At 53.9% G+C, this 20,542-nt stretch carries 20 protein-coding genes; 7 read left to right on the forward strand and 13 right to left on the reverse strand.

All coding sequences use genetic code 11. The features are described from left to right. Positions 1 to 5: 5 nt before the first annotated feature. The 8 genes from M5G11_RS13065 to M5G11_RS13100 all read right to left on the reverse strand — a co-directional run bounded on the left by M5G11_RS13065 (position 6) and on the right by M5G11_RS13100 (position 8,887). Complete coding sequence (locus M5G11_RS13065; RefSeq protein WP_273913330.1) at positions 6 to 878, reverse strand: metal ABC transporter permease; 873 nt, start codon at positions 876 to 878, stop codon at positions 6 to 8. After that, positions 875 to 1,615 (reverse strand): metal ABC transporter ATP-binding protein, encoded by a 741-nt coding sequence (locus M5G11_RS13070; RefSeq protein WP_273913329.1) that lies wholly within the window; start codon positions 1,613 to 1,615, stop codon positions 875 to 877. Before M5G11_RS13070 ends, M5G11_RS13065 begins: the two co-directional genes overlap by 4 nt. Positions 1,616 to 2,026: 411 nt before the next feature. Then, a complete protein-coding gene (locus tag M5G11_RS13075; RefSeq protein WP_420793863.1) occupies positions 2,027 to 3,049 on the reverse strand; it encodes a FecCD family ABC transporter permease in 1,023 nt (340 codons plus the stop codon). 2 nt (positions 3,050 to 3,051) lie between these two features. Continuing rightward, a complete protein-coding gene (locus M5G11_RS13080; RefSeq protein WP_273913375.1) occupies positions 3,052 to 3,996 on the reverse strand; it encodes an ABC transporter substrate-binding protein in 945 nt (314 codons plus the stop codon). A 5-nt stretch (positions 3,997 to 4,001) separates the two neighbouring features. Then, positions 4,002 to 4,793, reverse strand: a complete 792-nt coding sequence (locus M5G11_RS13085) for an ABC transporter ATP-binding protein (RefSeq protein ID WP_273913328.1) — start codon at positions 4,791 to 4,793, stop codon at positions 4,002 to 4,004. A gap of 1 nt (position 4,794) precedes the next feature. Then, the gene (locus tag M5G11_RS13090; protein WP_273913327.1) at positions 4,795 to 6,942 is read right to left on the reverse strand and encodes a TonB-dependent receptor; all 2,148 of its coding nucleotides are present in this window, start codon (positions 6,940 to 6,942) and stop codon (positions 4,795 to 4,797) included. 481 nt (positions 6,943 to 7,423) lie between these two features. Continuing rightward, positions 7,424 to 8,005: a toll/interleukin-1 receptor domain-containing protein gene (locus M5G11_RS13095; RefSeq protein ID WP_273913326.1), complete on the reverse strand. Its 582-nt coding sequence runs from the start codon at positions 8,003 to 8,005 to the stop codon at positions 7,424 to 7,426. 42 nt (positions 8,006 to 8,047) lie between these two features. Continuing rightward, on the reverse strand, positions 8,048 to 8,887 hold the full coding sequence (locus M5G11_RS13100) for a toll/interleukin-1 receptor domain-containing protein (protein ID WP_273913325.1): 840 nt from the start codon (positions 8,885 to 8,887) through the stop codon (positions 8,048 to 8,050). A gap of 276 nt (positions 8,888 to 9,163) precedes the next feature. Here M5G11_RS13100 and M5G11_RS13105 point away from each other — a divergent pair, with 276 nt between their 5' ends. The 3 genes from M5G11_RS13105 to M5G11_RS13115 all read left to right on the forward strand — a co-directional run bounded on the left by M5G11_RS13105 (position 9,164) and on the right by M5G11_RS13115 (position 12,097). Beyond that, positions 9,164 to 10,945: an SIR2 family protein gene (locus tag M5G11_RS13105; protein WP_273913324.1), complete on the forward strand. Its 1,782-nt coding sequence runs from the start codon at positions 9,164 to 9,166 to the stop codon at positions 10,943 to 10,945. 42 nt (positions 10,946 to 10,987) lie between these two features. Further along, on the forward strand, positions 10,988 to 11,479 hold the full coding sequence (locus M5G11_RS13110; protein WP_273913322.1) for a hypothetical protein: 492 nt from the start codon (positions 10,988 to 10,990) through the stop codon (positions 11,477 to 11,479). 273 nt (positions 11,480 to 11,752) lie between these two features. Then, positions 11,753 to 12,097 (forward strand): hypothetical protein, encoded by a 345-nt coding sequence (locus tag M5G11_RS13115; RefSeq protein ID WP_273913321.1) that lies wholly within the window; start codon positions 11,753 to 11,755, stop codon positions 12,095 to 12,097. 13 nt (positions 12,098 to 12,110) lie between these two features. Here M5G11_RS13115 and M5G11_RS13120 read toward each other — a convergent pair whose 3' ends face one another. Next, the gene (locus M5G11_RS13120) at positions 12,111 to 13,112 is read right to left on the reverse strand and encodes a tetratricopeptide repeat protein (RefSeq protein ID WP_273913320.1); all 1,002 of its coding nucleotides are present in this window, start codon (positions 13,110 to 13,112) and stop codon (positions 12,111 to 12,113) included. 192 nt (positions 13,113 to 13,304) lie between these two features. Next, the gene (locus M5G11_RS13125) at positions 13,305 to 13,703 is read right to left on the reverse strand and encodes a hypothetical protein (protein ID WP_273913319.1); all 399 of its coding nucleotides are present in this window, start codon (positions 13,701 to 13,703) and stop codon (positions 13,305 to 13,307) included. Positions 13,704 to 14,030: 327 nt separating this feature from the next. Here M5G11_RS13125 and M5G11_RS13130 point away from each other — a divergent pair, with 327 nt between their 5' ends. The 3 genes from M5G11_RS13130 to M5G11_RS13140 all read left to right on the forward strand — a co-directional run bounded on the left by M5G11_RS13130 (position 14,031) and on the right by M5G11_RS13140 (position 16,742). After that, a complete protein-coding gene (locus tag M5G11_RS13130; protein ID WP_273913318.1) occupies positions 14,031 to 15,170 on the forward strand; it encodes a toll/interleukin-1 receptor domain-containing protein in 1,140 nt (379 codons plus the stop codon). Between the two features lie 152 nt (positions 15,171 to 15,322). Continuing rightward, positions 15,323 to 15,961 carry an SLOG domain-containing protein gene (locus M5G11_RS13135; protein ID WP_273913317.1) on the forward strand — a complete coding sequence of 213 codons (639 nt, stop codon included), beginning with the start codon at positions 15,323 to 15,325 and terminating at the stop codon, positions 15,959 to 15,961. 7 nt (positions 15,962 to 15,968) lie between these two features. After that, positions 15,969 to 16,742, forward strand: a complete 774-nt coding sequence (locus M5G11_RS13140) for a TIR domain-containing protein (protein WP_273913316.1) — start codon at positions 15,969 to 15,971, stop codon at positions 16,740 to 16,742. A 262-nt stretch (positions 16,743 to 17,004) separates the two neighbouring features. Here M5G11_RS13140 and M5G11_RS13145 read toward each other — a convergent pair whose 3' ends face one another. Continuing rightward, on the reverse strand, positions 17,005 to 17,436 hold the full coding sequence (locus M5G11_RS13145; protein WP_273913315.1) for a hypothetical protein: 432 nt from the start codon (positions 17,434 to 17,436) through the stop codon (positions 17,005 to 17,007). A gap of 242 nt (positions 17,437 to 17,678) precedes the next feature. Between M5G11_RS13145 and M5G11_RS13150 the strand changes: the two genes are divergently transcribed. Further along, the gene (locus M5G11_RS13150; RefSeq protein WP_273913314.1) at positions 17,679 to 18,386 is read left to right on the forward strand and encodes a hypothetical protein; all 708 of its coding nucleotides are present in this window, start codon (positions 17,679 to 17,681) and stop codon (positions 18,384 to 18,386) included. A 285-nt stretch (positions 18,387 to 18,671) separates the two neighbouring features. Here M5G11_RS13150 and M5G11_RS13155 read toward each other — a convergent pair whose 3' ends face one another. Further along, a complete protein-coding gene (locus tag M5G11_RS13155; protein WP_273913313.1) occupies positions 18,672 to 19,031 on the reverse strand; it encodes a hypothetical protein in 360 nt (119 codons plus the stop codon). A gap of 411 nt (positions 19,032 to 19,442) precedes the next feature. Continuing rightward, positions 19,443 to 20,186 (reverse strand): hypothetical protein, encoded by a 744-nt coding sequence (locus tag M5G11_RS13160; RefSeq protein WP_273913312.1) that lies wholly within the window; start codon positions 20,184 to 20,186, stop codon positions 19,443 to 19,445. Between the last annotated feature and the right edge of the window lie 356 nt (positions 20,187 to 20,542).

The raw sequence follows: 20,542 nt of genomic DNA on the forward strand, positions 1-20,542 counted from the left end.
TTATTTCACAGGTTGTGTGACACAGGGCGAACCATTCGCCATAGAAAGCCATTAGGGCCGAAGAGCAGTGCGAGGATGTAGATAAAACTGCAGACTAATATGATCGTGGGCCCAGATGCGACACTCAAGTAGTAGGAAAGCACCAAACCAACATACCCCGACACAACCGCACTTGCAGCAGCAATCATCAGCATTGTGGTGAGGCGCCTTGACAACAATTGCGCAATTGCTGCCGGCAGCATCATCATCCCTACCGCCATCAACGTACCAAGTGTTTGAAACCCAGATACTAAATTCAGCACGACAATCAGGAGAAAGATGAAGTGAAACACCGCTCCCCGCCCACCTACAGCTCGTAAAAATCCTGGATCAATGCACTCTACTATCAAAGGCCTGTAGACCATAGCAAGCACCAACAAGGTGCAAGACGTAATGCCACCCACTAAAAATAAAGCAGAATTATCTACCGCCAGTATCGTCCCAAACAACACATGCAGAAGATCAAGATTTGAGCCATGCAACGAAACAATCATTACGCCTAGTGCGAGAGACATGAGATAGAAGCTTGCAAAACTCGCATCCTCTCGTAACGAAGTCACTCGACTTACTAGCCCCGACAACAAGGCGACGCTGAGGCCCGCGATCAACCCTCCAAGCCCCATAGCTGGCAGAGAAAGTCCGCCTGCAATCATAAAGCCAATCGCAGCACCAGGTAGTACAGCGTGACTCATTGCGTCACCGACTAAGCTCATACGCCTGAGCATTAACAACACACCGACAGGCCCAGAACTCAATCCGATAGCAAGGGTTGCAACCAAAGCACGTCGCATAAAGCCGTAATCTACAAATGGCGATATGAGCAAAGAAAAAAGCGTCATGCCAAATACTGCCTTTGATCGGTAGATTCGCCCCATTGCTCAGCCAGAGCGCGAGCCCTGTTCAAGTTTTTATCTGTAAGCACATCTTTAGTACTACCCCAGCCAATGACGGTATGGGATAGCAATAGCGTTCTCGGAAAGGTCGCTCTGATTTGATCGAAGTCGTGCAGCACCGCTATTACAGTCCGCCCTTCTTGCTTCCATTTCAGAATGATCTGAGTCAGGTCATGGACGGTACGAGAATCGACTGCAGTAAAAGGCTCATCAAGAACGAGTACCTTCGCATCCTGAACCAGCAATCTTGCGAATAGGACTCGCTGGAACTGCCCTACCGACAGTGCATTGATATGGCGATCGCCCATGCCCACCAAGCCGACGTCCTGCAAAGCTTGACGCATGGCGATAGTAGCTTTGGAGGAGACGCCACCAAAAAAACCCATGTGTTTCCAAGCCCCCAAACAAACGACATCTGCCACCGTGATTGGGAAACTTCTGTCGATTGAGGATGCCTGGGGAAGGTAGCCAATGTCGCGAGCCTTTAACGCACCACGGTCGATGGTGCCTGTAGCAGAAACCTCCCCCATCAAGGCCTTCAAGAAGGTAGATTTACCAGCCCCGTTCGGGCCTGCGATGGCTGTGAGACTTCCATGTTCAAACGCTCCCGAAACCCCGCGGATGGCGGGAGTTGAGCCGTACGAGACCGATAGATCGTCTACGCAAATCGCTACGCTGCTCATGGCAAAGACACCGCCCAGGTGATGGCGAGCCATAACGGAATCAATGCGAACGCCGCACCTATCAGCCGGTGCCACGCGGACATCGCCAGCAGAGAATTGAAGGAATGTTTGTGCATAGGAAAGCAGGAGACCCAATCACATAATGATACATTATAACATATCACTTAGATTCACCTTCTGCACCGTTGATCTGGAACGATGATCAGACCTGCGCCCCAGGAGATCAGCTAGATCTGGAAATTGCTGATCAGAACAGTCTTTTCTTATGAGCTCATCCACGGCGGCAGAGCTGCACCCCGGGATACCTGTGGCGACCATAAGCTCACCTACGGCAATACTCGAGATCCTTATTGCTGCAGGCCGGGGGTGGTAGCCAGACAGTGTGCCTCCCTAGAGAGCCTCGTCCATCGGCTAGCTGCGATAGATCAAAACAATGAAAAACACACCACCTATCGCCGCAGATACGACACCGATAGGTAAATCCTGAGGCGCTATCACAGTCCTGGCGACGACATCCAGGCACACCACTAGCAACGCACCGAGCAGCCCACAGAGCGGAATCAAGCGTCGATGCTCGGCGCCCACAAGTCTCCGGGCCATGTGAGGCACCATCAACCCCACAAATCCTATTGATCCGCTCAGCGCAACCATTACCCCTGTCATGCATGACGTCACGACAAATGCAGCGATCCGTACCCGATGGACATCCACACCCAAGGTAACTGCCGTCTGCTCTCCGGTCATCAGTGCGTTCAGAGAACGGCCACACGCCCACAGCGCAAAACCGCCCAGCAGAATCACGCTGAACGGAAGCCACAGCAGCTCCCAACGAGCCGCGCCAAGTCCACCCATCATCCAAAACAACACAGATGAGCTCGCGCGGTGATCACCCAAGAACAGCAAAAGATTGGCCGCAGCCATCAACACAAACGAGACAGCTACACCGCTCAGTAGCAGCCGATCACTCGTGAAGGTACCGTGCTTGCGCGCGATCGCCATCACCAATAACAGAGAGGCGGATGCTCCGAAAAATGCGGCCAGCGGAAGCGTTAACTGACCTAGCATTTCCCCAACGTATATGACGACAACCACGGCTCCAAGGGTCGCACCCGACGTGGCCCCTAACAGGTGTGGATCAGCCAACGGGTTACGCGTTACCGCTTGGAGAGCAGCACCAACCATTGCGAGCCCCGCTCCAACGAGCACAGCCAAGACAACCCTTGGCGCCCTGATCAACCAGATGATGTGATCCTGCCCATATGTGGCATCCAGAGGCTCAGCCCCGAACAAATGACTTTGAACGACTTGCCACGCAACGTTGAGCGGCACAGGCGCAGCACCGATAGCGAGTGCTGATAAGCAAGCAAACACAATCAGGCATACCAGCAATACAAGGAGCCAGGCGTAAGCGCTTGAGGTTTTGATCGGGGCCACGATCATCGCCCCCTATCAAACGCATCAGCTAAAGATTCGATGGCATCGAGGTTCTGAATTCCCGGCGTCATCGCACTGTAGGGAAGCACCACGAAGCGCTTGTTTCGGATCGCTTGTACAGACTGCAGTGCTGGGCTCCCGAGCAGAAACTGGATCTTTTCCGCCGCGCTTCGTTCGCCGTAGTCGACGATGACAATGAACTGCGGATCTGTCTCTACCAGGCTTTCCCACCCCACCTGAGTCCAACTGGCATTCAGCTTGTCCATGACGTTCTGCCCGCCAGCCGTATCAATCAGGGCTTGAGGGATAGCCTGTCGGCCCGCGGTGAATGCACGATCCTCTCCGCTATCGTAGACAAACACCCGCGGCCTTTTCTTGCCAGCCACCCGATGAGTAACCGCCTGCTGACGCTTGCGTAGCTGTGTGATCAGCAATTGTGCGCGATCTTCGACATCAAAGATTTTCCCGAGGTTAGCCAGGTCGGTGTAGACCTGTTCCAGGCTAGCCGCGGCACTTGAGTCAAGGAGCGAGCAGGACTCGGTCAACTCATAAACCTGGATACCAAAAGGCTCCAGCGTCTGAGGCGTGACATCACCCCCAACCTTCATTCCGTAGTTCCAGCCAGCGAAGAAGAAATCTGCGTTCACGTTCAGCAGGGTTTCCATGGTTGGATAGTGCGTGGCTATCTCAGGCAACCCCTTGAGGGCTGTCATCAATCCCGCAGTTGGTTTATTCCAGCCCGTGACACCGCTATACCCGACCATTCGAGACTGCAGCCCAAGAGCGACCATCATTTCTGTCAGATTTACGTCCTGGCTTACCGCGCGTGCAGGTGGGTGGGTGAAAACGACGCTTCGATTGCAGCTTTTGACGGTGACGGGATATGAACTCGCCTGGCCATTGATCGAGGCCAACAAGCTGACCGCAAAAACTGCCAGCGTAAGGATAGGTTTCACGCGATTTTCCAAGTAATACGGGGCGTCCCGGTTTGCGGATGCGCATCAACAAAGGCTTCAACGCCGTAGGTCTCGAACAAGGTGTCCGGTGTAAGGACATCCCACGGGCGTCCTTGGGCAGCGACCCGCCCATCCTTGATTACGTAAAGTCGGTCGCAAAAAGCCGCGGCTAGATTGAGGTCGTGAAGACTCGCGATCACCGCCACGCCCAGCTTCTTGACGTGAGCCAGTAGCTCAACCTGATGCTTGGGATCAAGGTGATTGGTAGGTTCATCCAGGATGAGTACCTGGGGATCTTGAGCCACCGCCCGGGCGAGCAACGTCCGCTGTTTTTCTCCACCGGAAAGCAGCCCAAACTCGTGATGTTGGAGGTGGACTATGTCCATGGTCGCGAGTGCATCATCGACCCTTAGGCGATCTTTGACGCTTTCGCTCTGAAAGCCCCGTTGGTACGGAATGCGCCCCATTGTCACCACCTCCCGCACGCTCAAACCGAACGCCGAAGGGAACTCTTGCCCAACGACAGCAATTCGCTGGGCACTCCATCGCGCCGGCTGCGCCCACAGGTCATTTCCTGCCAGACCTACCAGCCCACTTTCGGGCTTGCTGTAGCGCATGGCGCAGCGCAGTAAGCTGGTCTTTCCTCCTCCGTTAGGCCCTATAAGCCCCACGAATTCGCCTGACTCGATGCGCATGTAGATGTTATTGAGCGTGAATGGCTCCACGCCAGAACCACTCCTTGGTGATGTCCAGCCCACGTCCCTGATGGTTAATAGGGCGCCTGTCATATCAGAAGTCAATGTCGGCAGTCAGATAGAAGGAGCGAGGCTCGCCCAGGATCCACTGCTGCCCCTCGTTGTATTGCGTGCTCGCATACTCTCGGTCGAAAACGTTCCTGAGCTGCAGACCCAATGTTGTGTTCTTCAAGGCTTTCCAGGAAACGGCTGCATCGACGACGGTGTAGGAGGGAAGCTTGTTCGTGTTCGCGATGTCGGCATAGCGAGCATCGACATAGCGCAGGCCCGCCCCTGCATTCAAGTCCTGCGAAAACGCCTTATCCAGCCAGAGATTGGCAGTGCGGCGCGGTACATTAACCGGTCGATTGCCGCTGCGTGACACCGCAACGCCATTCACCGCCTGATCAAAATCGTCGTACTTCGCCTTTACCAGAGCGGCATTTGCTTGGAGCTTCCAGTCATAGGGCAGTTGAAGATCCAGACTGGCTTCGACTCCGTTCGACGACTGCTGACCCACCTGTAATGACGACCTAGGCGCTTGCGGATCTGCGGTTAAGAGTTTCTTTTTTACAATGTGATAGGCAGCAACTGTCCAAGACCCCTTTTGATCCCAAAACATTTGCTTGAAGCCCATCTCGGTCTGACGGGCTGTGGCTAGGTCAAACTGTTGCTGGCTCGGGCTCAGGCTGATTAGCCCCCCTACCCCGTCCGTGCTGGTCGACTGCTGACCATAGATGGACATGTCAGGCGTTAACTCATAGACGATGCCGACCTTCCAATTATTTCCAATCAGATTTTTTCCGGAGCTCGAGCCGCTTCGCAGGTCGTCTCGGTTGATATCCACATAATCACGTCGCAAGCCGGTGATGAGAGACAGACGCTCCGTCAATTCAGTCCGATTTTCTGCAAAGAATGAAGCTTGGCGGGTAACGCTTTTCGACAATGGAAGGTATTCCGAGGCGCTGTGGAATCCGTCCCGGTTCGGGTGGTGCAGATCGATCGGCTCGCCAGCCGTCACCACATCATAGTAAGGAGAGTTATTGGTCAGCTTGAAGCGAATACGGTTGACATCAAACCCTACAAGACTCTGACTGTTCAGCCCGAATAAGGAGTGCTGAATCGTGAAGGTTTGTCGGTCGCCAACCTGCTCCTGATTGTGCTTGATACCGTAGAACCCGCTACGCAGTAGCTGCTGGTTATCGGTGTCCCAATTGTAGTTTTCCGCGTTAGCCCATCGACGCCGCGACTTCAGGTAATACAGTTCATTGGTAGAACTGACCGCATCGGAAATCTGCCAGGTAGCCGTCAGCCGCGTCCACTGGTCATCGTAATGCTGCTTAGCCCCGCCAACGTTATAGTTTTTGTATCGCAAACTGCTCTTGTAGTGACCATCAACGAGGGGCACACCGAAATAGTTAATCGGGGTGTGGTCACCCGAGTCATGCGATAGCTGAAGCGAGAACGCCTCGTTTACCTGCCAGCGAAGCGAGCCACTAATAAATGTGCCTTGAGAATCGCCGTGATCGATCCATCCATTGCTACGCAGCTGATTCAGATTCAGTCGATATGTGAATGCATCACTCAGTGAGCCGCCACTGTCCAGTGCCGTCTGCTGGCTGTCGTTGGAACCGTAACCCAGGCGAAGTCGATTGCGGATCTCTCCATCAAATGGCTTTTTCGGGATGACATTCACCACTGCCCCCGTCGCGCCTTCTCCATAAAGAACCGAAGCCGGGCCTCGAAGCACGTCGATACGATCGACCGACCAGGTATCTACGGGAAACGTCGATGAGCCCATGCCCGAATAGAGACGAGTACCGTCGAAAAGCTGCATGACTGAGCCCTGCCCAGTGAATCCGCGAGCAGATAACGCAGTCCCACCATCGCCAGGCGCGCCAATATTCGTGATACCAGGGCTGCGGGCTACAGCATCTTGGACGGTGGAGTCTCCATGGCTCCGAACGCTATCCCCAGTCAGGGATGTGGTGCTTGCAGGCGTTTCTAAAGCGGTAAGGCCCAAACGACTCCCAGCCGTGGTCGCCACGTTTAGTCCCACGGTAGATTCGTCTTCCAGGAGGTCGGCGGCTATGGTGCTAGCAGGCAAAGCAATCGGAGTGGCCTCTGCGCCGAATGCGCTGGACTCGAAAAGTGGGAGGCAAAGCGCAGACAGGAGGAGCGGCGTAGATCTGAGTGATTTCATGAGGTCATTCATGCCTTGGGTAGCCGTGCAATGAATGCCCAGCCAAAAAAGATACGTTATAACATATCTTTATGATTAACCCAGCACGGCCTGGTCAGCGCTTACTCCTCAAGGCGCGATTCTTGGAGCGGTAAGCAGCTCCAAATCGCCCCTAGGTAGAGATCAGAATTCCGTTACCAGCCCCAGCGGGAGGCTCTCGTCGATCTCTCCCATGACATCGTCAGCCCACTGCTTCTCGAGCTGAAGTGGGGATCTAGTCGTGAGTCTGTTTTTGCGAGGTGCTCTGCTCAGGCATCAACAACCGGAATGCGGCCAGGCAGCCTCGTGGACAAGTCGCTCTCCGCGTGTCTAGGAAACGAGAACCTTCTCTGGGCATGAAATCGGAGGCAAAAAAAAGCCCGCGATGGGGAGAGCGGGCTGGACTCAATCATTAGGGAGCTATCTCAACGTACGCTGCGCATTGTGAAAATTACGTCATCGATCAAAGGTATATTTTACCGAACCCCGGGAGCGGCCCGCCCGGAAGTCCCCTGCGCAGGGCCTCCAGATCCCTAAGGGGGTCTCGACTCTGCCGAGAAGGCTCGCTCAAGCTGTCTTTGTCTACGGTCGGATACAACCCCAAGTACTCCTGCCCTTCGAATTTCTGGTTTTCCTTATCCAGGACAGGGAGGATGGCGACTTTGTCAGGTTTGTGGCCGTCGAAATAGCCCAGCTCCCATGGCATCCACTTCGAATTCGTAGCGTTCTCGGTAGCGATGTAGAGGAGCGTCTTGGACTGTTTCATCCGGCCCCGCAGCCGCGCCGCCGTATGCTTGTTCACCTGGCTACGATCCAGTTCAGGATCGTCCACCCAATCGACGTAGACCTTTTTGCCCATTTCCTCCAGCAACACCTTCACCCCGAGTACCAGCTCAGCATCGTTGATCGAGTGGGACAGGAAAACGTCGAAGCTGGTCGCCCGCTTACTGGACTCCATCGATTCGGTCATCATCTCGCCGAGGCTGCGATTCCTCATCGCTCGTCTTGCTGCGGCACGAGCCTCAGACTTCGTAAAAAATGCCATTTTTCAATCCATGTAGGTGTTGAGAAGGTGCCAGGAGCCTTCTTACAAGAGCTTTTTACTCCTAGCAGCCGCCTGAGCCCGAAGCCGTCTGAACTGGCCTGGTATCTCAAAGCGCCCATACAAGCTGTCAAGAGCGAGCTCACCCTTTTCGAGCAAAAGCTCAATCCAGCCACTGAACTCTGAACCGTCGACTTTGGGCAGGTGAGAGTTGAGTGCCTTGTGAGCAAAATTTGGCAGCAAGCGTTTGGCCTGCTCGTGTTCCAACGACAAGACCTCTGGGCTACGGCGTCTGCGGCGAGCTGGCACCCGACGTCTCACCATTGCGCTGAACTGAAGCTCCGAATATATCCAGGGCGAGAACGTGCGATCTGAACCTTCGTAAGCCTTCAAGGGAACGGAATTTTCAGTGTTCAGGAACACGAAAAGCTCCGTTCTATCAATCATCTCCTGAAGCGCACCTACCAGCATCAGATGCACGCCAGCCGAAAGATCGCTTACTTCACGCTCACTCAGTGGCTGTCCGTCTGCTTTCTGGTCTGCGTAAAAAGCCATCAGCTTCTCAATAAGATGCTGTGACGCCCCCCAGGCACAGGAATCCACGAATACGTTGACGCCACAATTACGGAGCTTAATTGCAAGCTCGACAGCCCTATCCTCGTCAGCATGGGAGTGCGAGAGAAACACGTGCGTCCTCTGCTGCTGAGGGAAGATATGCCTCGACAGCAGGTTAGCGTCGATCAGACGCCTGCCTTCGAATACATCGACCAGGTAGTCGGACACCTCACCGAACTGACCTTGCACCTGATCCTTGAACTTCTGGATTTCCGACGCGGGTACCGAGCTATAGCTTTCATAGCTGGTCAACTCAAGCCCTACATACATACTGAATCCCTTCTGATCTGTAGTTTCTGCGAGGTTTTGAAACCTCCTGAACCTGATCCGCATAGCGGACAATGCTAAGCACACCCGTGTAGAAGCAGGCAGGCAACAGCACTCTGAACGCAAACACGGCAAATTGCCAGCACTTGGACTGGACGGGGGTGAACTGAGGCGAGCATCCTTGTGGCATGGAGCTCATGCCTACGTCGGCTCGGTACCAAGGGACTGAAATGCACGACTGCCTATGAGCGTATTACGCTTAATGACCGAGGACTCCGCATGACCGCAACAGCCCCTGATGCCACTGCTCAAATTGCTTTCTCCATGTTCGAGAACAAAGGCGTCTACGCAGTCCTTGTTGGCTCAGGCGTCTCCCGCTCCGCAGGAATACAGACGGGCTGGGAGATCACAATGGAACTGGTCAAACGCTGGGGCATCGCCACAGGAGCGGGCGATCAGGATGACTGGGTCTCTTGGTATGTAGCGCAGACGAGTGAACAGCCCAACTACTCTAAGCTGCTTGAGCGCCTGGCGGCGACCCAAACCGAACGCAGAGCCATAATTCAGGGTTTTCTCGAACCGAATGAACAGGAGGCCGAGGACGGCCTTAAACTGCCCACACGTGCACACCGAGCTATCGCGAACATGGTCAAGACGGGCCACATTCGCGTGATTGTGACAACGAACTTCGATCGCCTGATGGAAAACGCGCTAAGAGATGTCGGCATCGAACCTAGTGTGGTCAGCTCGGCTGATAGCTTCGCCGGCGCGGAGCCGCTTACCCACTCGACTTGCTACATCCTGAAAATCCATGGCGATTACAAGGATGCCAGGATCCTCAACACGGATGATGAGTTGGGAGACTATCCACCCGCATTCAATACGCTCCTTGATCGCATCATCGATGAGTTTGGGCTGATCGTCGCGGGTTGGTCAGGTGAGTGGGATCATGCGCTGAGAGCTGCGTTCATCAGAGCCCCCTCTCGTCGTTATCCAACATACTGGCTAGCTCGAGGCCGCCCAAGCGAACGCGGCCAAGAGCTCATCACGCAGCGCAGAGCGACCGTGGTGAATGGCTTGGATGCGGACACGTTCTTTGATGACTTGAGCTTTAAGCTGGAAACCATCCAACAGTCCCGGCTACCCAACCCGGCAGGAATAGAACTGACACTTGCAATGGCCAAGCGTTTCCTCGCGAAGCCGGAACACAGGATCCAGCTAGATGACCTGATCACAGCACAGACTCAGCGCTCCCTCACACAGCTGACACCATTGTTCACTTCACCGCCTCAAGGAGATGCACCGAAAGACTTCACAGAGCGGGTCGTCAGCTACGAAGCCACTATCGAACCTCTCGCTCGCCTCTGCGCAGTTTTGGGACGCTGGGGAAGCGGTGGCGAGTACCCATTGGTACTGGACGCCATCAAAGGGCTGTATGCCGCATCTCAAAAAGAGCAGTCCGGCTGGCAGCATTGGGTCTCACTGAAGAGCTATCCCGCGACGTTGGTCATCTACGCGTACGGAATGGGGTTAGTCCGGGCTGAACGCCTGACAGAGCTCCGTAAACTGTTCAGCACTCCGCTAATTGCCCGCCACGAAATCCCTAGCACCATAGGGGAAAGGTTCGCTCCGCTGTACGTCGAAGCGGGCATCGGCCTGTTCGAACGCTGGCGAATGTTCGAGGGGCAAGACAGCTCCACTACACCGTTCTGCAACCGCCTCGCTGAAGTACTGGCACCGCGCTGGGCGCCAGATTTTGCAGGTCTGCACGACGCAGGATTGCTCTACGAACGGTTTGAGTTTCTTTCTTTCCTTTTCTTCTGCGAAACGCGCCTAATCAGCGAGGAATCGCTGATCGACATCATTCACAATCGTAAGATCAGAACCATCGCAGGCGGACGGATCTCATGGCATTCGGAGACCATCAACCGCTTCGCTCACGAGTACGCAACCGAAGAATTCAAGGCCCCTACCCTGGCCGCAGGATTCGCCTTCGGCTCTGAGAACTACCTCTCGCAGATGCTTGAAGGCCTACTGGGGCTCGCAAGATTCCGCTTTTAATGATCAGCTGATCAAGTCGTCACATACAGGAAGTCCGTAACCTTGCTACAGAAAAGAGACCAGAAATTTGGTTTTATCCGACGCGCCCGCAGAGAACTGACCTATGCCTTTTTCCTCGGTGCACCGCCTTTCTTTGCGTGCACATCTTCCAAAGAGGTCAGCGACCTGGTGAATGCGCTCTTGGCGGCTCCTACCCTGATGTCTTACTACCTTTGGCTGCTTTTCGCCTTCGGCTTGGTGAGTGTTTTCATTTTCAGGGTGACGTTCCGGGCGTACCGCCTCATTCGGAAATCTCGCGAGGTACATTCGTTCTTCGTTAACATCGGTGGAAGCCTGCTGACAGCTTTTCGCGCGGCACTGGGCGCAATGATGGGGTACCTGATGGTGTGGTGCTATCGAGACGTGGAATCCATGAGCGTCGCTGGAACTGCGGGAGTGCTTGGGTATGCATGCATGGCACTTGCGGTATGTGTATGGCTCGCGTGGACTGATGAAACGCTCAGAAATCCTCATGCAGTCAGCTGTTACAGCTGAAGCTCAAGCGCTGTCAGTTTACATTCAGTGCTATGAGGCGTTGGCCATTGGTTTACACAGAGAATCAAGCCAGTTTGAGTGTATGGCTTGTGCTTCTTCAGGCGGACTGGGCTGGTTCGCGCCGTCACTGAACCTGATGCAGCAGATGAACGTGCCGCAGCGAGACTGTCGACCTCCCGGGCTTGAGGTTTATCAGATAGCTGGCAGAGAGATTTTCTAAGGTGCCAGCGGGTCGCATCAATACGGAGCCAGAAAGTGCACCAGGTCGCAGTGTTGGACAGCATCATCTTTGAGGCTCATGAACTAGCCAAAAATCTGAACGACCACCACATCGTGGTCATCAACTCCTGTATGCGTCTGCAGGCTCTCAAGCTAGAGGATCAGATAGTCCGAGCTCTGCAGGACTCGAAGGGGCGCGGCCCCGACATCATTTACAACGAATTCGAGGTCTTTCTTTCGCCGCACGACAGAAGGTTCGTGCCAACCCTTTGGCATCCTGAACGGAATATGCTCAATCTAGCCAGTACACACCGGATCGTTCAGCGTGCCATGGAAGTCTGGGCTGCTCGAGGTTCTCCGAGTCGCTTCCTTTACACAAACCGCGCCCAGCATTCCTGAGAGACCATTCCTGCTATCTAGTGTTGATCCGCTTCACCACAGAAGCGAGTCTACGCTTCACGCCGATTTTAGGGTTCAGAGAAAGCGCTTCTTCGTAAACCTGCACTGCCTCGGCATACTGGCCCAGGTGCTCGTGCGCGAGCCCCTGTACTTTCAAGGCAGTGGCTCTCCAAGCAGGATATTGGTCTGCGCCAAGCGACCTGGCACGCTGGACAGCATCGAGGACTTCAACAGCGCGCTCGTTTGATAGATCGACCTCCCCTAGCACCTTCTCTGCTGAGAGGAGAATGCGCTCAAACCGAGACGAGGTGAGATTCGCATCCTCGAGTTGATCACCATCAAGGAATTGGCCATCTATGCCGTAACGGAAGCTCCCGACCTCCTTGAAATGTGCAATCAGTTCTCCCGTTTTCTCGTCGACCTCATAGCTCTCGGGCCAACCGGCTTTTGGAGTGACGCAATACAGCTCTACCCGCTTGAGCAGGTCGAACAGGAAGACCTTGTTGCCATGCTCACTGGGACTGTTTGCTGTGGCGCAGAAAGCGTACTTCCCATTCCTAGAAATGCCGCTGGTGAAGATATTGGCCGTGAGCTCTTTCGTGATGATTACAGCTCCCGCGGGATCGAAGACACTGAATGTTCCAGAAAGGGAGCTGCCAAAATGCCAGTCCTCCAAGCAGAAAACACCGGAGTCGGAAACGTGACCGTTGTTCGGCCTGGCCATGGTTCCGTTGCAACTGACCGTACCGCTGCTCAGATCCGCCAGAACGTAGGCTCCAAGGCCCGACTCCCGATGTCCTCCTCGGCCCGCCGCAGGATCTGAGTCGCGCCACCCAATCGCCCACTGCTTTGACTTAGACAGCTGATACAAGCCGTAAAAGTCGAGCGACTCCACCGTCAAAAAAAGCTCATCACGCGAAACCTGGAGCGTTGGGCGACGCCCCTTTGGAGACCCGGAGTCGGCTTCAGCGTTGACGGCCTTGGGCCTTTTGAACAGCCAACTAAAAATGCTCATTCCCTGCTCCTTCGAAGCTTGAGCGTGCCGAGGTGAGCATTGCTACCCATCTCGAACACTGAGTGCGTGACTCAATTGACCCTGCCCCCGACTCTCAAAACATGCCCTGTAGCCCGCGGCGCTTGAAGTCGTGATCCAGCAGCGTAGCGGCTTTGCGGAAAAGCCGCAGGCTAAGAATCCAGCAAGCTCGACCTAGTTCTTGAACGCGTAAACACTGAGTTTGAGCACATACCCCATGACATTGATCGGCTTGTAGGTTACCGCGGGAGAGGTAACCAGATGGTAGCGATCAGCCAGTTGGTTACGATAGCGCTGAAGCCGACGACGCTCTATAGCGGTTAGATCATCCCGAGCCAATGCCGCATCCGTGGCGGCCAGTTTTTGTTCATACTCACGTTGCCACGTAGCCCGAACGAAGTTCTGAATCCACTCCATTCGAAGAAACAAGGTTGCAGCCACACCCAGCGTCAGAGCTGCAGTTAGATTCGTCAAATCGTCTTGCATCCATAGCGCTAACATCGCCAAGCATGGTATCGCGTAGGTCAACGCGATGTAGGTGATGCGGGTTGGAGGGTCGAATCTCATCAGCATTGGATTTCCTTGAGATAGAGCGCTGTGATGCGGCAATGGTCGCACGGAGCATGCCTGGCCATCTCGACTTTTATGGTTTCCATTTGTGAGCCCCGCAGAGCCACCAAAAGCTCTGGATTGTCTTTGCCAGTCCAGCCGGCGTAACCATTGGGGGGTGAGCCTCTCTGGCGCGGTTTTCAAGAGGAATGCGCCTTGAATACCTGATAGCCTATCGCCACTCTTCAGCTCGTAGCCAGCAGACTGAGCGTTACCCATACGGCATTTGGGTGGCGCAGTCCTCGCAACGGTCACGCGCATGTCAACGATACAGAGAGGCTCGGAAGCTTGATGGACGCTCGCTACTCCCTCGCCCTACTAGGCGACTTTCCCACCGTTATTGCCGATGAGATCGAGGCCGCTCTAGAGGAGCGAATTTCGGAACTCGGATTAGTGCTTCATGAAGACGTGACACTGTTTCGGGGAGATCCCAGGCGCTTCCGACCCAAGTTTGATCGCTGCTGCGCAGCCCTTTGCGCAAGCATCAATGCCACTGATGAGGCGACCATTGAGTATTTGATTGACCGCCGAGTACCACTGATTCCGGTTGCGCGGGATCCAGACACTTTTAAAGCCGAATTTCCTGGAAAACTTGGAGCATTGAATGGCGTTGCGATGACCCAGGGCCCAGCTATCCTTGCGAGCTGTCTCCTGGAGGCAAGCTCGCTGATCCCACGTCAGCGCCGGGTGTTCCTCAGCTATCGACGCAAAGAGTCCACAGAAGCTGCCCTGCAGCTGTATTCAGAACTGTGTGCGAGGCAGTACGACGTTTTCCTCGATACCCACGGGATTTTACCTGGAGAGCACTTCCAAGAGGTGCTATGGCAGCGCCTCTGCGACTCCGACGTACTCGTCTACCTCGATAGCTCAGGGTACTTCGAAGGCCGCTGGACAGAACTGGAGTTCGAAAGGGCTTCGTTGAGGAAACTCGCCATGCTTCGCGTTGGGTGGCCACGCGTTGAAGCAACCAACATCCATTTGATCAGCGGACAAGTTCAGTTGGAGGACTCTGATTTCGGGGCAGATCGGCTGATTCAGTCAGATGCTTTGACCGAGATTCTCGAGAAAATCGAGCTCTATCGAAGCAAAAGCGTATCGATCAGGTACCGGGATCTTGTCGGGAAGCTAACGTCTTCGGTAGAGGCCGCCGGCGGTAAAGTGCTGGGCGCTTCGTCCCGAAGAGGATTGGTGGTCTCAGTAAAAAATGAAGAAATCGTTGTTTACCCAGAGCTTCGCGTACCAACCAGCGAGTCATTCTATGAGGCATCGCTGGAGGAGCACTCGCCTCCAGTTGCCGTGATTTATAACGAAGAAGGCATCGAAGAAAGAACCTGGAAAGCCCACATGCAATGGCTCGGAGACAGGCTTGATGGGCATGCGCGCTTAGTGAAGGCGAACGCCGCTGGTCATCGATTCCAAGATTGGTACTAGGAACCCCGTGCCTGTTCGACACGATCCTTCCAGAGATTGACCTGCAAGCGTCTCCGCCGGCAATCATGGTGAATGATCACTCGACAGCTCGAGATCGGGCACACGCCTGAACCAGCGCATCCCTCCATCCAGCTAAATCTGAGGCCAACGATATGGGCAAAATCTTCCTTTCTGCCAGCGTTCCAAGCACCGACAACAGTTTCTATGAACAATGTGATCCGATGCTGATCCAGGCAGCGCTTCGGACATTCCTGTATACCGTAGTGGGTCGTAAACACCTCGTATTTGGTGGTCATCCCACAATCTCCCCTCTCATTCTCGCGGTCTGCGAGGATCTAGGAGTCGACAACAGAGCTGCCGTGACGATCTACCAGTCAAAATACTTCGCAGAGGTAGCTCCAAAGGTGAACCTCAGGTTTGAAAACTTGATTGAAGTAGATTCAACTGGCGACCGGCAGTCGAGCTTGGAACTCATGAGAAGAGCCATGTTCAGCCACCACAAGTTCGAGGCCGCGGTCTTCATCGGCGGGCAACAAGGTATCCTCGACGAGCACGTGCAGTTTAAATGGGATCATCCCCAGGCAAATGTGATCGCGCTCCGCAGCCCTGGTGGCGCTTCCGCCACGATTGATCACTTGCTCACACCCGACAAAAAAGATTACGACGAGCTGCTCGACTACGTTGGCCTGTTCACCCATGGCCTAGGAATCGGGCTAAACAGCGAGCGCAATCTATCAGTGAAACCTTCGAAACCAAGGCACGATCCAGACAATACTTTCGGTAAAGGATAACCACCAAATGGAATACGGCTTCAACATTGACATCAACCCCAATCACTTCCCGATTACCAGGGAGGTCAGAGACTTCAAGAGCACCCTTAAAACCTCCACAGTCAAGCTTAAAAATTACCTGTTGGAGGACAATGTCAGCATTGATGCCAAAACCGTTATCAAGCACCTATTCCCGGCCCAACGATGCGACATCTTCATTTCCCATTCCTTCCAGGATCAAGACTTGGCGATCCAACTCGCGCTGGATCTGAAAAAGAAAGGGATAACAGCCTTCATCGACTCTACGGTTTGGGGTTCGGCATACGAACTCCTGAAGGCAATTGATGAAAAACATTGCAAAATCGAAGGTACCACTCGTTATCACTACGGCCTTCGCAATCGCTCGACCGCCCATGTGTACATGATCCTAGCCACAGCTCTGCAGCAGATGATTAGCGATTCCACCGCACTGTTCTTCTTGAACACCGACCACTCCCTGTCCACACAGCACTCGATCGAAGACGAAGACAAAACAGGGTCTCCTTGGATTCATATGGAGCTGATGTTTAGCCATTTCATTTGGCAAGCCAAGCATGCCAAAGAGTTGGTGGTCGCCACCGAATCGCGTGCTCTCGACTCGGTGCCCGTATTCCATGAAGCGAAAACAGATCACCTCAAGGCGCTAACGGGTTTGAGGCTGCAACGCTGGATTGGCGAGCAAGAAACACAATCCACTTCAATGGAAATCCTTGAGTCGCTTTCCAAGCTGCATGGCGGCAGCAGCTTGCGAAGCAGGGTTTGATCTCAGAGAGTAGCTGCCTGGAAGGCGTCTCGACTGAGTAAATGGATCCGACAAGACTTACTCAATGATACCGAGAGCACGCGTCCACAAAGGTTGCTTGAGGGCGGAGTGACATCACCTCCATCATGCGGATGGTGGAGTAACGCTGATGATGACGGTTACAGAGTCCGCATGCCAGGGCTGACCGTCAGTTGTCCAAATCGACATGCCCTGATTCACTCGGGGCTCATGTCTCTTTCGAACGGAGATTTTCCGCTCCGGACTAAATGTATTTCATGTTTACCGGGGCTTCTATCCATAGCCTAGCCTCCGCCGTCCACTCAGCCTCCATGAAGGCCTGGCTTGGCCAATAATTGATATAGCACTCATAATCCAGCTCCACTGCCTTCTGCCGCTCATCTTCGCCGAGAAGGCACCATGCTGTTAGCATTCTACTGGGCCAATCAGGTGCTGCGACGAAACACTCTGCTATCTGCTCTGGCCACCCGCCCGCAGATAGTTGACGCGACACGAATTCATCGGCTTTTGTCTTTAGAGACGGGTCAAAGCGAATAAAGGCGTCCGCAATCCGATAAATCAATCCGACACCCTGAAAAGCAGATACTGGCTGGCTTTCCTGCTTACTAGGTATGCGTTTGAATTCGAACATCGGCCCATTGGGAGCAGGTACAATTTCAACAGAAAAATCAGCCACGACGTATTCCTTCTTCTTATTATTATCCTCTATCAAATTACCAGTGATCTCCTTGTAGCACAACACACCACCAGCAACAGCCCATGACTGACTGCTCTATTGAATGCCAAGTCGCTGGCACTGGATCTACTAGGCTGGTGATATTTCACTAAAAAAACTCACCGATCTGCCGATATCCAAAATATCACCCTCCAAGATCGCTTAGAGCAAGGCTCTTCCACCCATCGAAATAGGAAAAACAGATGCTGCAAAGGATCACCCACGTATTCGGACTGTCTCGTCGATTCCGTCCACCGACTCACTTCCAAGACATACCTGGAAGCTACGAACCCACCATTCATGACCTGCGCGCAGAAGCGATCGAATTCGAAAAAAATGTCAAAGACTACATCGCGTGCATGGCAGGTACAGCACCAGAAGACTCACTGGGAAAACTGGTTCGAAAGACCCTTGAAAACTATCCTCTGCATCCGGAATATCCTGAATTCTGGGATAAATTTGTCAAGGAGGCGATAGAGCTCAAAGGCTATCGCAATAGCGTTATCCACGCAGACGTAGAAGGCCTCCCTCCCCTTCCGGAACTCCATCGTCGCTTTAAGGAAGCGAACAATATTCTCCGCCCTCTTACTGCCTGCTCAGCTAGCAGGGAGCGATTCACACAGTTCCGCTGGAAGTGGAATCGTCTAAATTTGAAGATTGATCAACAGGCATTCAAATTGTCCAAGCAGGATGCTGAAAACCTGCTGATCGAACTGCACCCCTCATCGCGAGGTAGGGTCTACTTCAAATCGGGCAAGAAGGTTCACACCGCCATGCTCGACACTGCAAACACCTCTCGCAGCTTCTTTATCGAGGGCTACGAGCCTTTCAACCTGAGCGATCAAGAGGCCATGGCTCTGAGCGATCTGTTGCTCTGCTTTCTGGGTAACCGCCAGCTCAGACTGCCTTAGCAGCGACTTGGCGATCACCCTCGCAAGCGCACTGGGATGCTGGCGGGTTATTAAGGCCTAAAACCTAGCAGCAGTTCGCCCAATCTGGTGTTTATCTCAAGCCCCGGTGGGCCAGCCAAAGCGGACGGCATTCTCCGCCCCTCCGCATAGCCGGCGTCTTGGGCAATCATCCTGTCCAGGATTGAAAACTGCAGCGAGAGCCAGTTCTCCATCACGAGACTTCAACATCCACAGGCGAAGAGGGCGTTCCGGCTGAGTGCACAGCAACATCACTGGCATCATTTTCTACTGCGCAAAAACAAGACGGGCACGGGCAGGCTGACCAACAAAACTGACGATATCAAGCTGAGAGCGCTCCGTCTCGCCTGCGTTGATAGCGGTGCCCCTCGCTTGAACATACTCGTCCCAACCAGGACTACAGAATTGCGTGTCAGACCAAAAGTTGTGTGCCTCGTCTGCCACAAATTGCTTGGCAATCGCTCGCTGTTCCGCACCGATCAAACACCAAGCTGCAATTACTCTATCATTCCAAGTTGCGGAGGCCAGTAGGTGGAACTCAGCAAAATTCCCTAAATTAAATTTTTCGACCTCTCTGTTAAACGCGTACATCGCATTTAACTGGTCTAGGTAGGAACCTTTGGCCATAGAGTCTACCACCGTGAAAAACCAGCCTATCGCCTGGAATTGACTGAGCCTTACGAGCCGTTTTTGGGCGGGGGACAGACGACTTCTGATAAACCACACATTCGTGCCCGCTCGAGCTTTGGTAGTTAGAGCATGTATATTGCTGGCAGACACTTTCACGTCTCCTTGTTAGCAGATTAACTCTAGGCGCGTTATTCCCTCACGGGAAGCTGCTTCTTATTTTAGAATGCATGTGGAGCAAGCGACGACGCAATCAGCAAGACACGCAGAGCGACCGGCACTATTCACCCCTTCCCCGTTGTTGCACCAGTCGAGAACGCTCTCACATTTGTGCGAAAAAATGAGCATCGGTGTCCCATGCAAGCAGAGATGACCTTTTCGGATTGATCACGAAAGCAAGGCCTTTCTCAGCTATTGGGAGGCTTTCGTGACCCAAGAGGCGTAGAGCTGCTCCGCCTGATCCGGGCTGCTCAGAGTAGGCTTATTTTTCAGCCCAGCAATCCGGGTCGCAAGCTTCTCCAGTTCATCTGCGGCCTTTGGCGCCCAACCACTACCTACAGCCCATGCACGTAACGCTGTAGCATCCAGCGTATGCCCTTTTTTGCGAAGAATTCTGAGCACCCGATCAATCCGTTCTTTATCCGAGTTGTGGAGCACTCCTGTGGCGACCCCCACTGTTGCCGTCAATCCCTCCATCGCCTGTAACACGACACCATCGGTAGCTACCGACCTCGATAGATGAGGCTGTTTGCCATCGACCAAAGGCGACCAAGAGGTCATCCAGCTATTGATAACGTCCTTCGCGAACGGTAGAGCAATGACCCCAGCAACCCGCCCAAACCCATCAACTTTGTCCATCATGCTCTGGCTTGCGTAGGCGCAGACGACCAGCGTATTTGGCGTCAAACCTGACAAGGTGCGTTCGGTTTTCAGCGTGATGGGCATACCCCTCAGCACGGCAGCTTCGCCTTTGTTGAGCGCTTTTGTTGCCTCCGGCCCAAGAAACGACACCAGGCTTGTGGAACCCTTGAGGTTTGCCATGGCCGGAATCACCAACACGATCTCTTTGATCTTGTGTTTGTCATCACTGCACAGGGCCTCAGCATGCTTGAAGGCTGCCCTGAAAGCGTCATTGAAAAATACGGCTCTAACCACTTGGTTTCTAACTCCTTGTTTACCTTGCTGCGGCAGTCCAGCTATCTGGGCTAATCGCTGATTAATTGAGAGGGGTTGCCCTCTGCGCCTTAGGCAGGGCCCGAAAATTCATGGTGATCATCCACTCAGCCAAATCCCCCCAACAGCCTGATGCAGTGCCTCACGGATGGTATCTCGAACCTACCCTATCGAGGGCTGCAAGCCTTCACTGAAATAACTAAAACGCCATAGCTCATCGAGCTGTTGACCTACTTGTGGGGCAACCGCGCGTTGAGAGTGCTTAGCAGCGACCTGGCGAATGGGTCGCTCAATTCTCCCCTTCCCCCCATCACTACCCCGCCGCCCACGAGGAGTAC

The organism is Pseudomonas fontis, from assembly GCF_028656955.1.
GTDB lineage: Bacteria > Pseudomonadota > Gammaproteobacteria > Pseudomonadales > Pseudomonadaceae > Aquipseudomonas > Aquipseudomonas fontis.

Coding starts and splice junctions, on each gene's coding strand:
- M5G11_RS13065 (WP_273913330.1), bottom strand. CDS start 878: ATGACGCTTTTTTCTTTGCTCATATCGCCATTTGTAGATTACGGCTTT.
- M5G11_RS13070 (WP_273913329.1), bottom strand. CDS start 1,615: ATGAGCAGCGTAGCGATTTGCGTAGACGATCTATCGGTCTCGTACGGC.
- M5G11_RS13085 (WP_273913328.1), bottom strand. CDS start 4,793: ATGACAGGCGCCCTATTAACCATCAGGGACGTGGGCTGGACATCACCA.
- M5G11_RS13090 (WP_273913327.1), bottom strand. CDS start 6,942: ATGAAATCACTCAGATCTACGCCGCTCCTCCTGTCTGCGCTTTGCCTC.
- M5G11_RS13095 (WP_273913326.1), bottom strand. CDS start 8,005: ATGGCATTTTTTACGAAGTCTGAGGCTCGTGCCGCAGCAAGACGAGCG.
- M5G11_RS13100 (WP_273913325.1), bottom strand. CDS start 8,887: ATGTATGTAGGGCTTGAGTTGACCAGCTATGAAAGCTATAGCTCGGTA.
- M5G11_RS13105 (WP_273913324.1), top strand. CDS start 9,164: ATGACCGCAACAGCCCCTGATGCCACTGCTCAAATTGCTTTCTCCATG.
- M5G11_RS13120 (WP_273913320.1), bottom strand. CDS start 13,112: ATGAGCATTTTTAGTTGGCTGTTCAAAAGGCCCAAGGCCGTCAACGCT.
- M5G11_RS13125 (WP_273913319.1), bottom strand. CDS start 13,703: ATGCTGATGAGATTCGACCCTCCAACCCGCATCACCTACATCGCGTTG.
- M5G11_RS13130 (WP_273913318.1), top strand. CDS start 14,031: ATGGACGCTCGCTACTCCCTCGCCCTACTAGGCGACTTTCCCACCGTT.
- M5G11_RS13135 (WP_273913317.1), top strand. CDS start 15,323: ATGGGCAAAATCTTCCTTTCTGCCAGCGTTCCAAGCACCGACAACAGT.
- M5G11_RS13140 (WP_273913316.1), top strand. CDS start 15,969: ATGGAATACGGCTTCAACATTGACATCAACCCCAATCACTTCCCGATT.
- M5G11_RS13150 (WP_273913314.1), top strand. CDS start 17,679: ATGCTGCAAAGGATCACCCACGTATTCGGACTGTCTCGTCGATTCCGT.
- M5G11_RS13155 (WP_273913313.1), bottom strand. CDS start 19,031: ATGGCCAAAGGTTCCTACCTAGACCAGTTAAATGCGATGTACGCGTTT.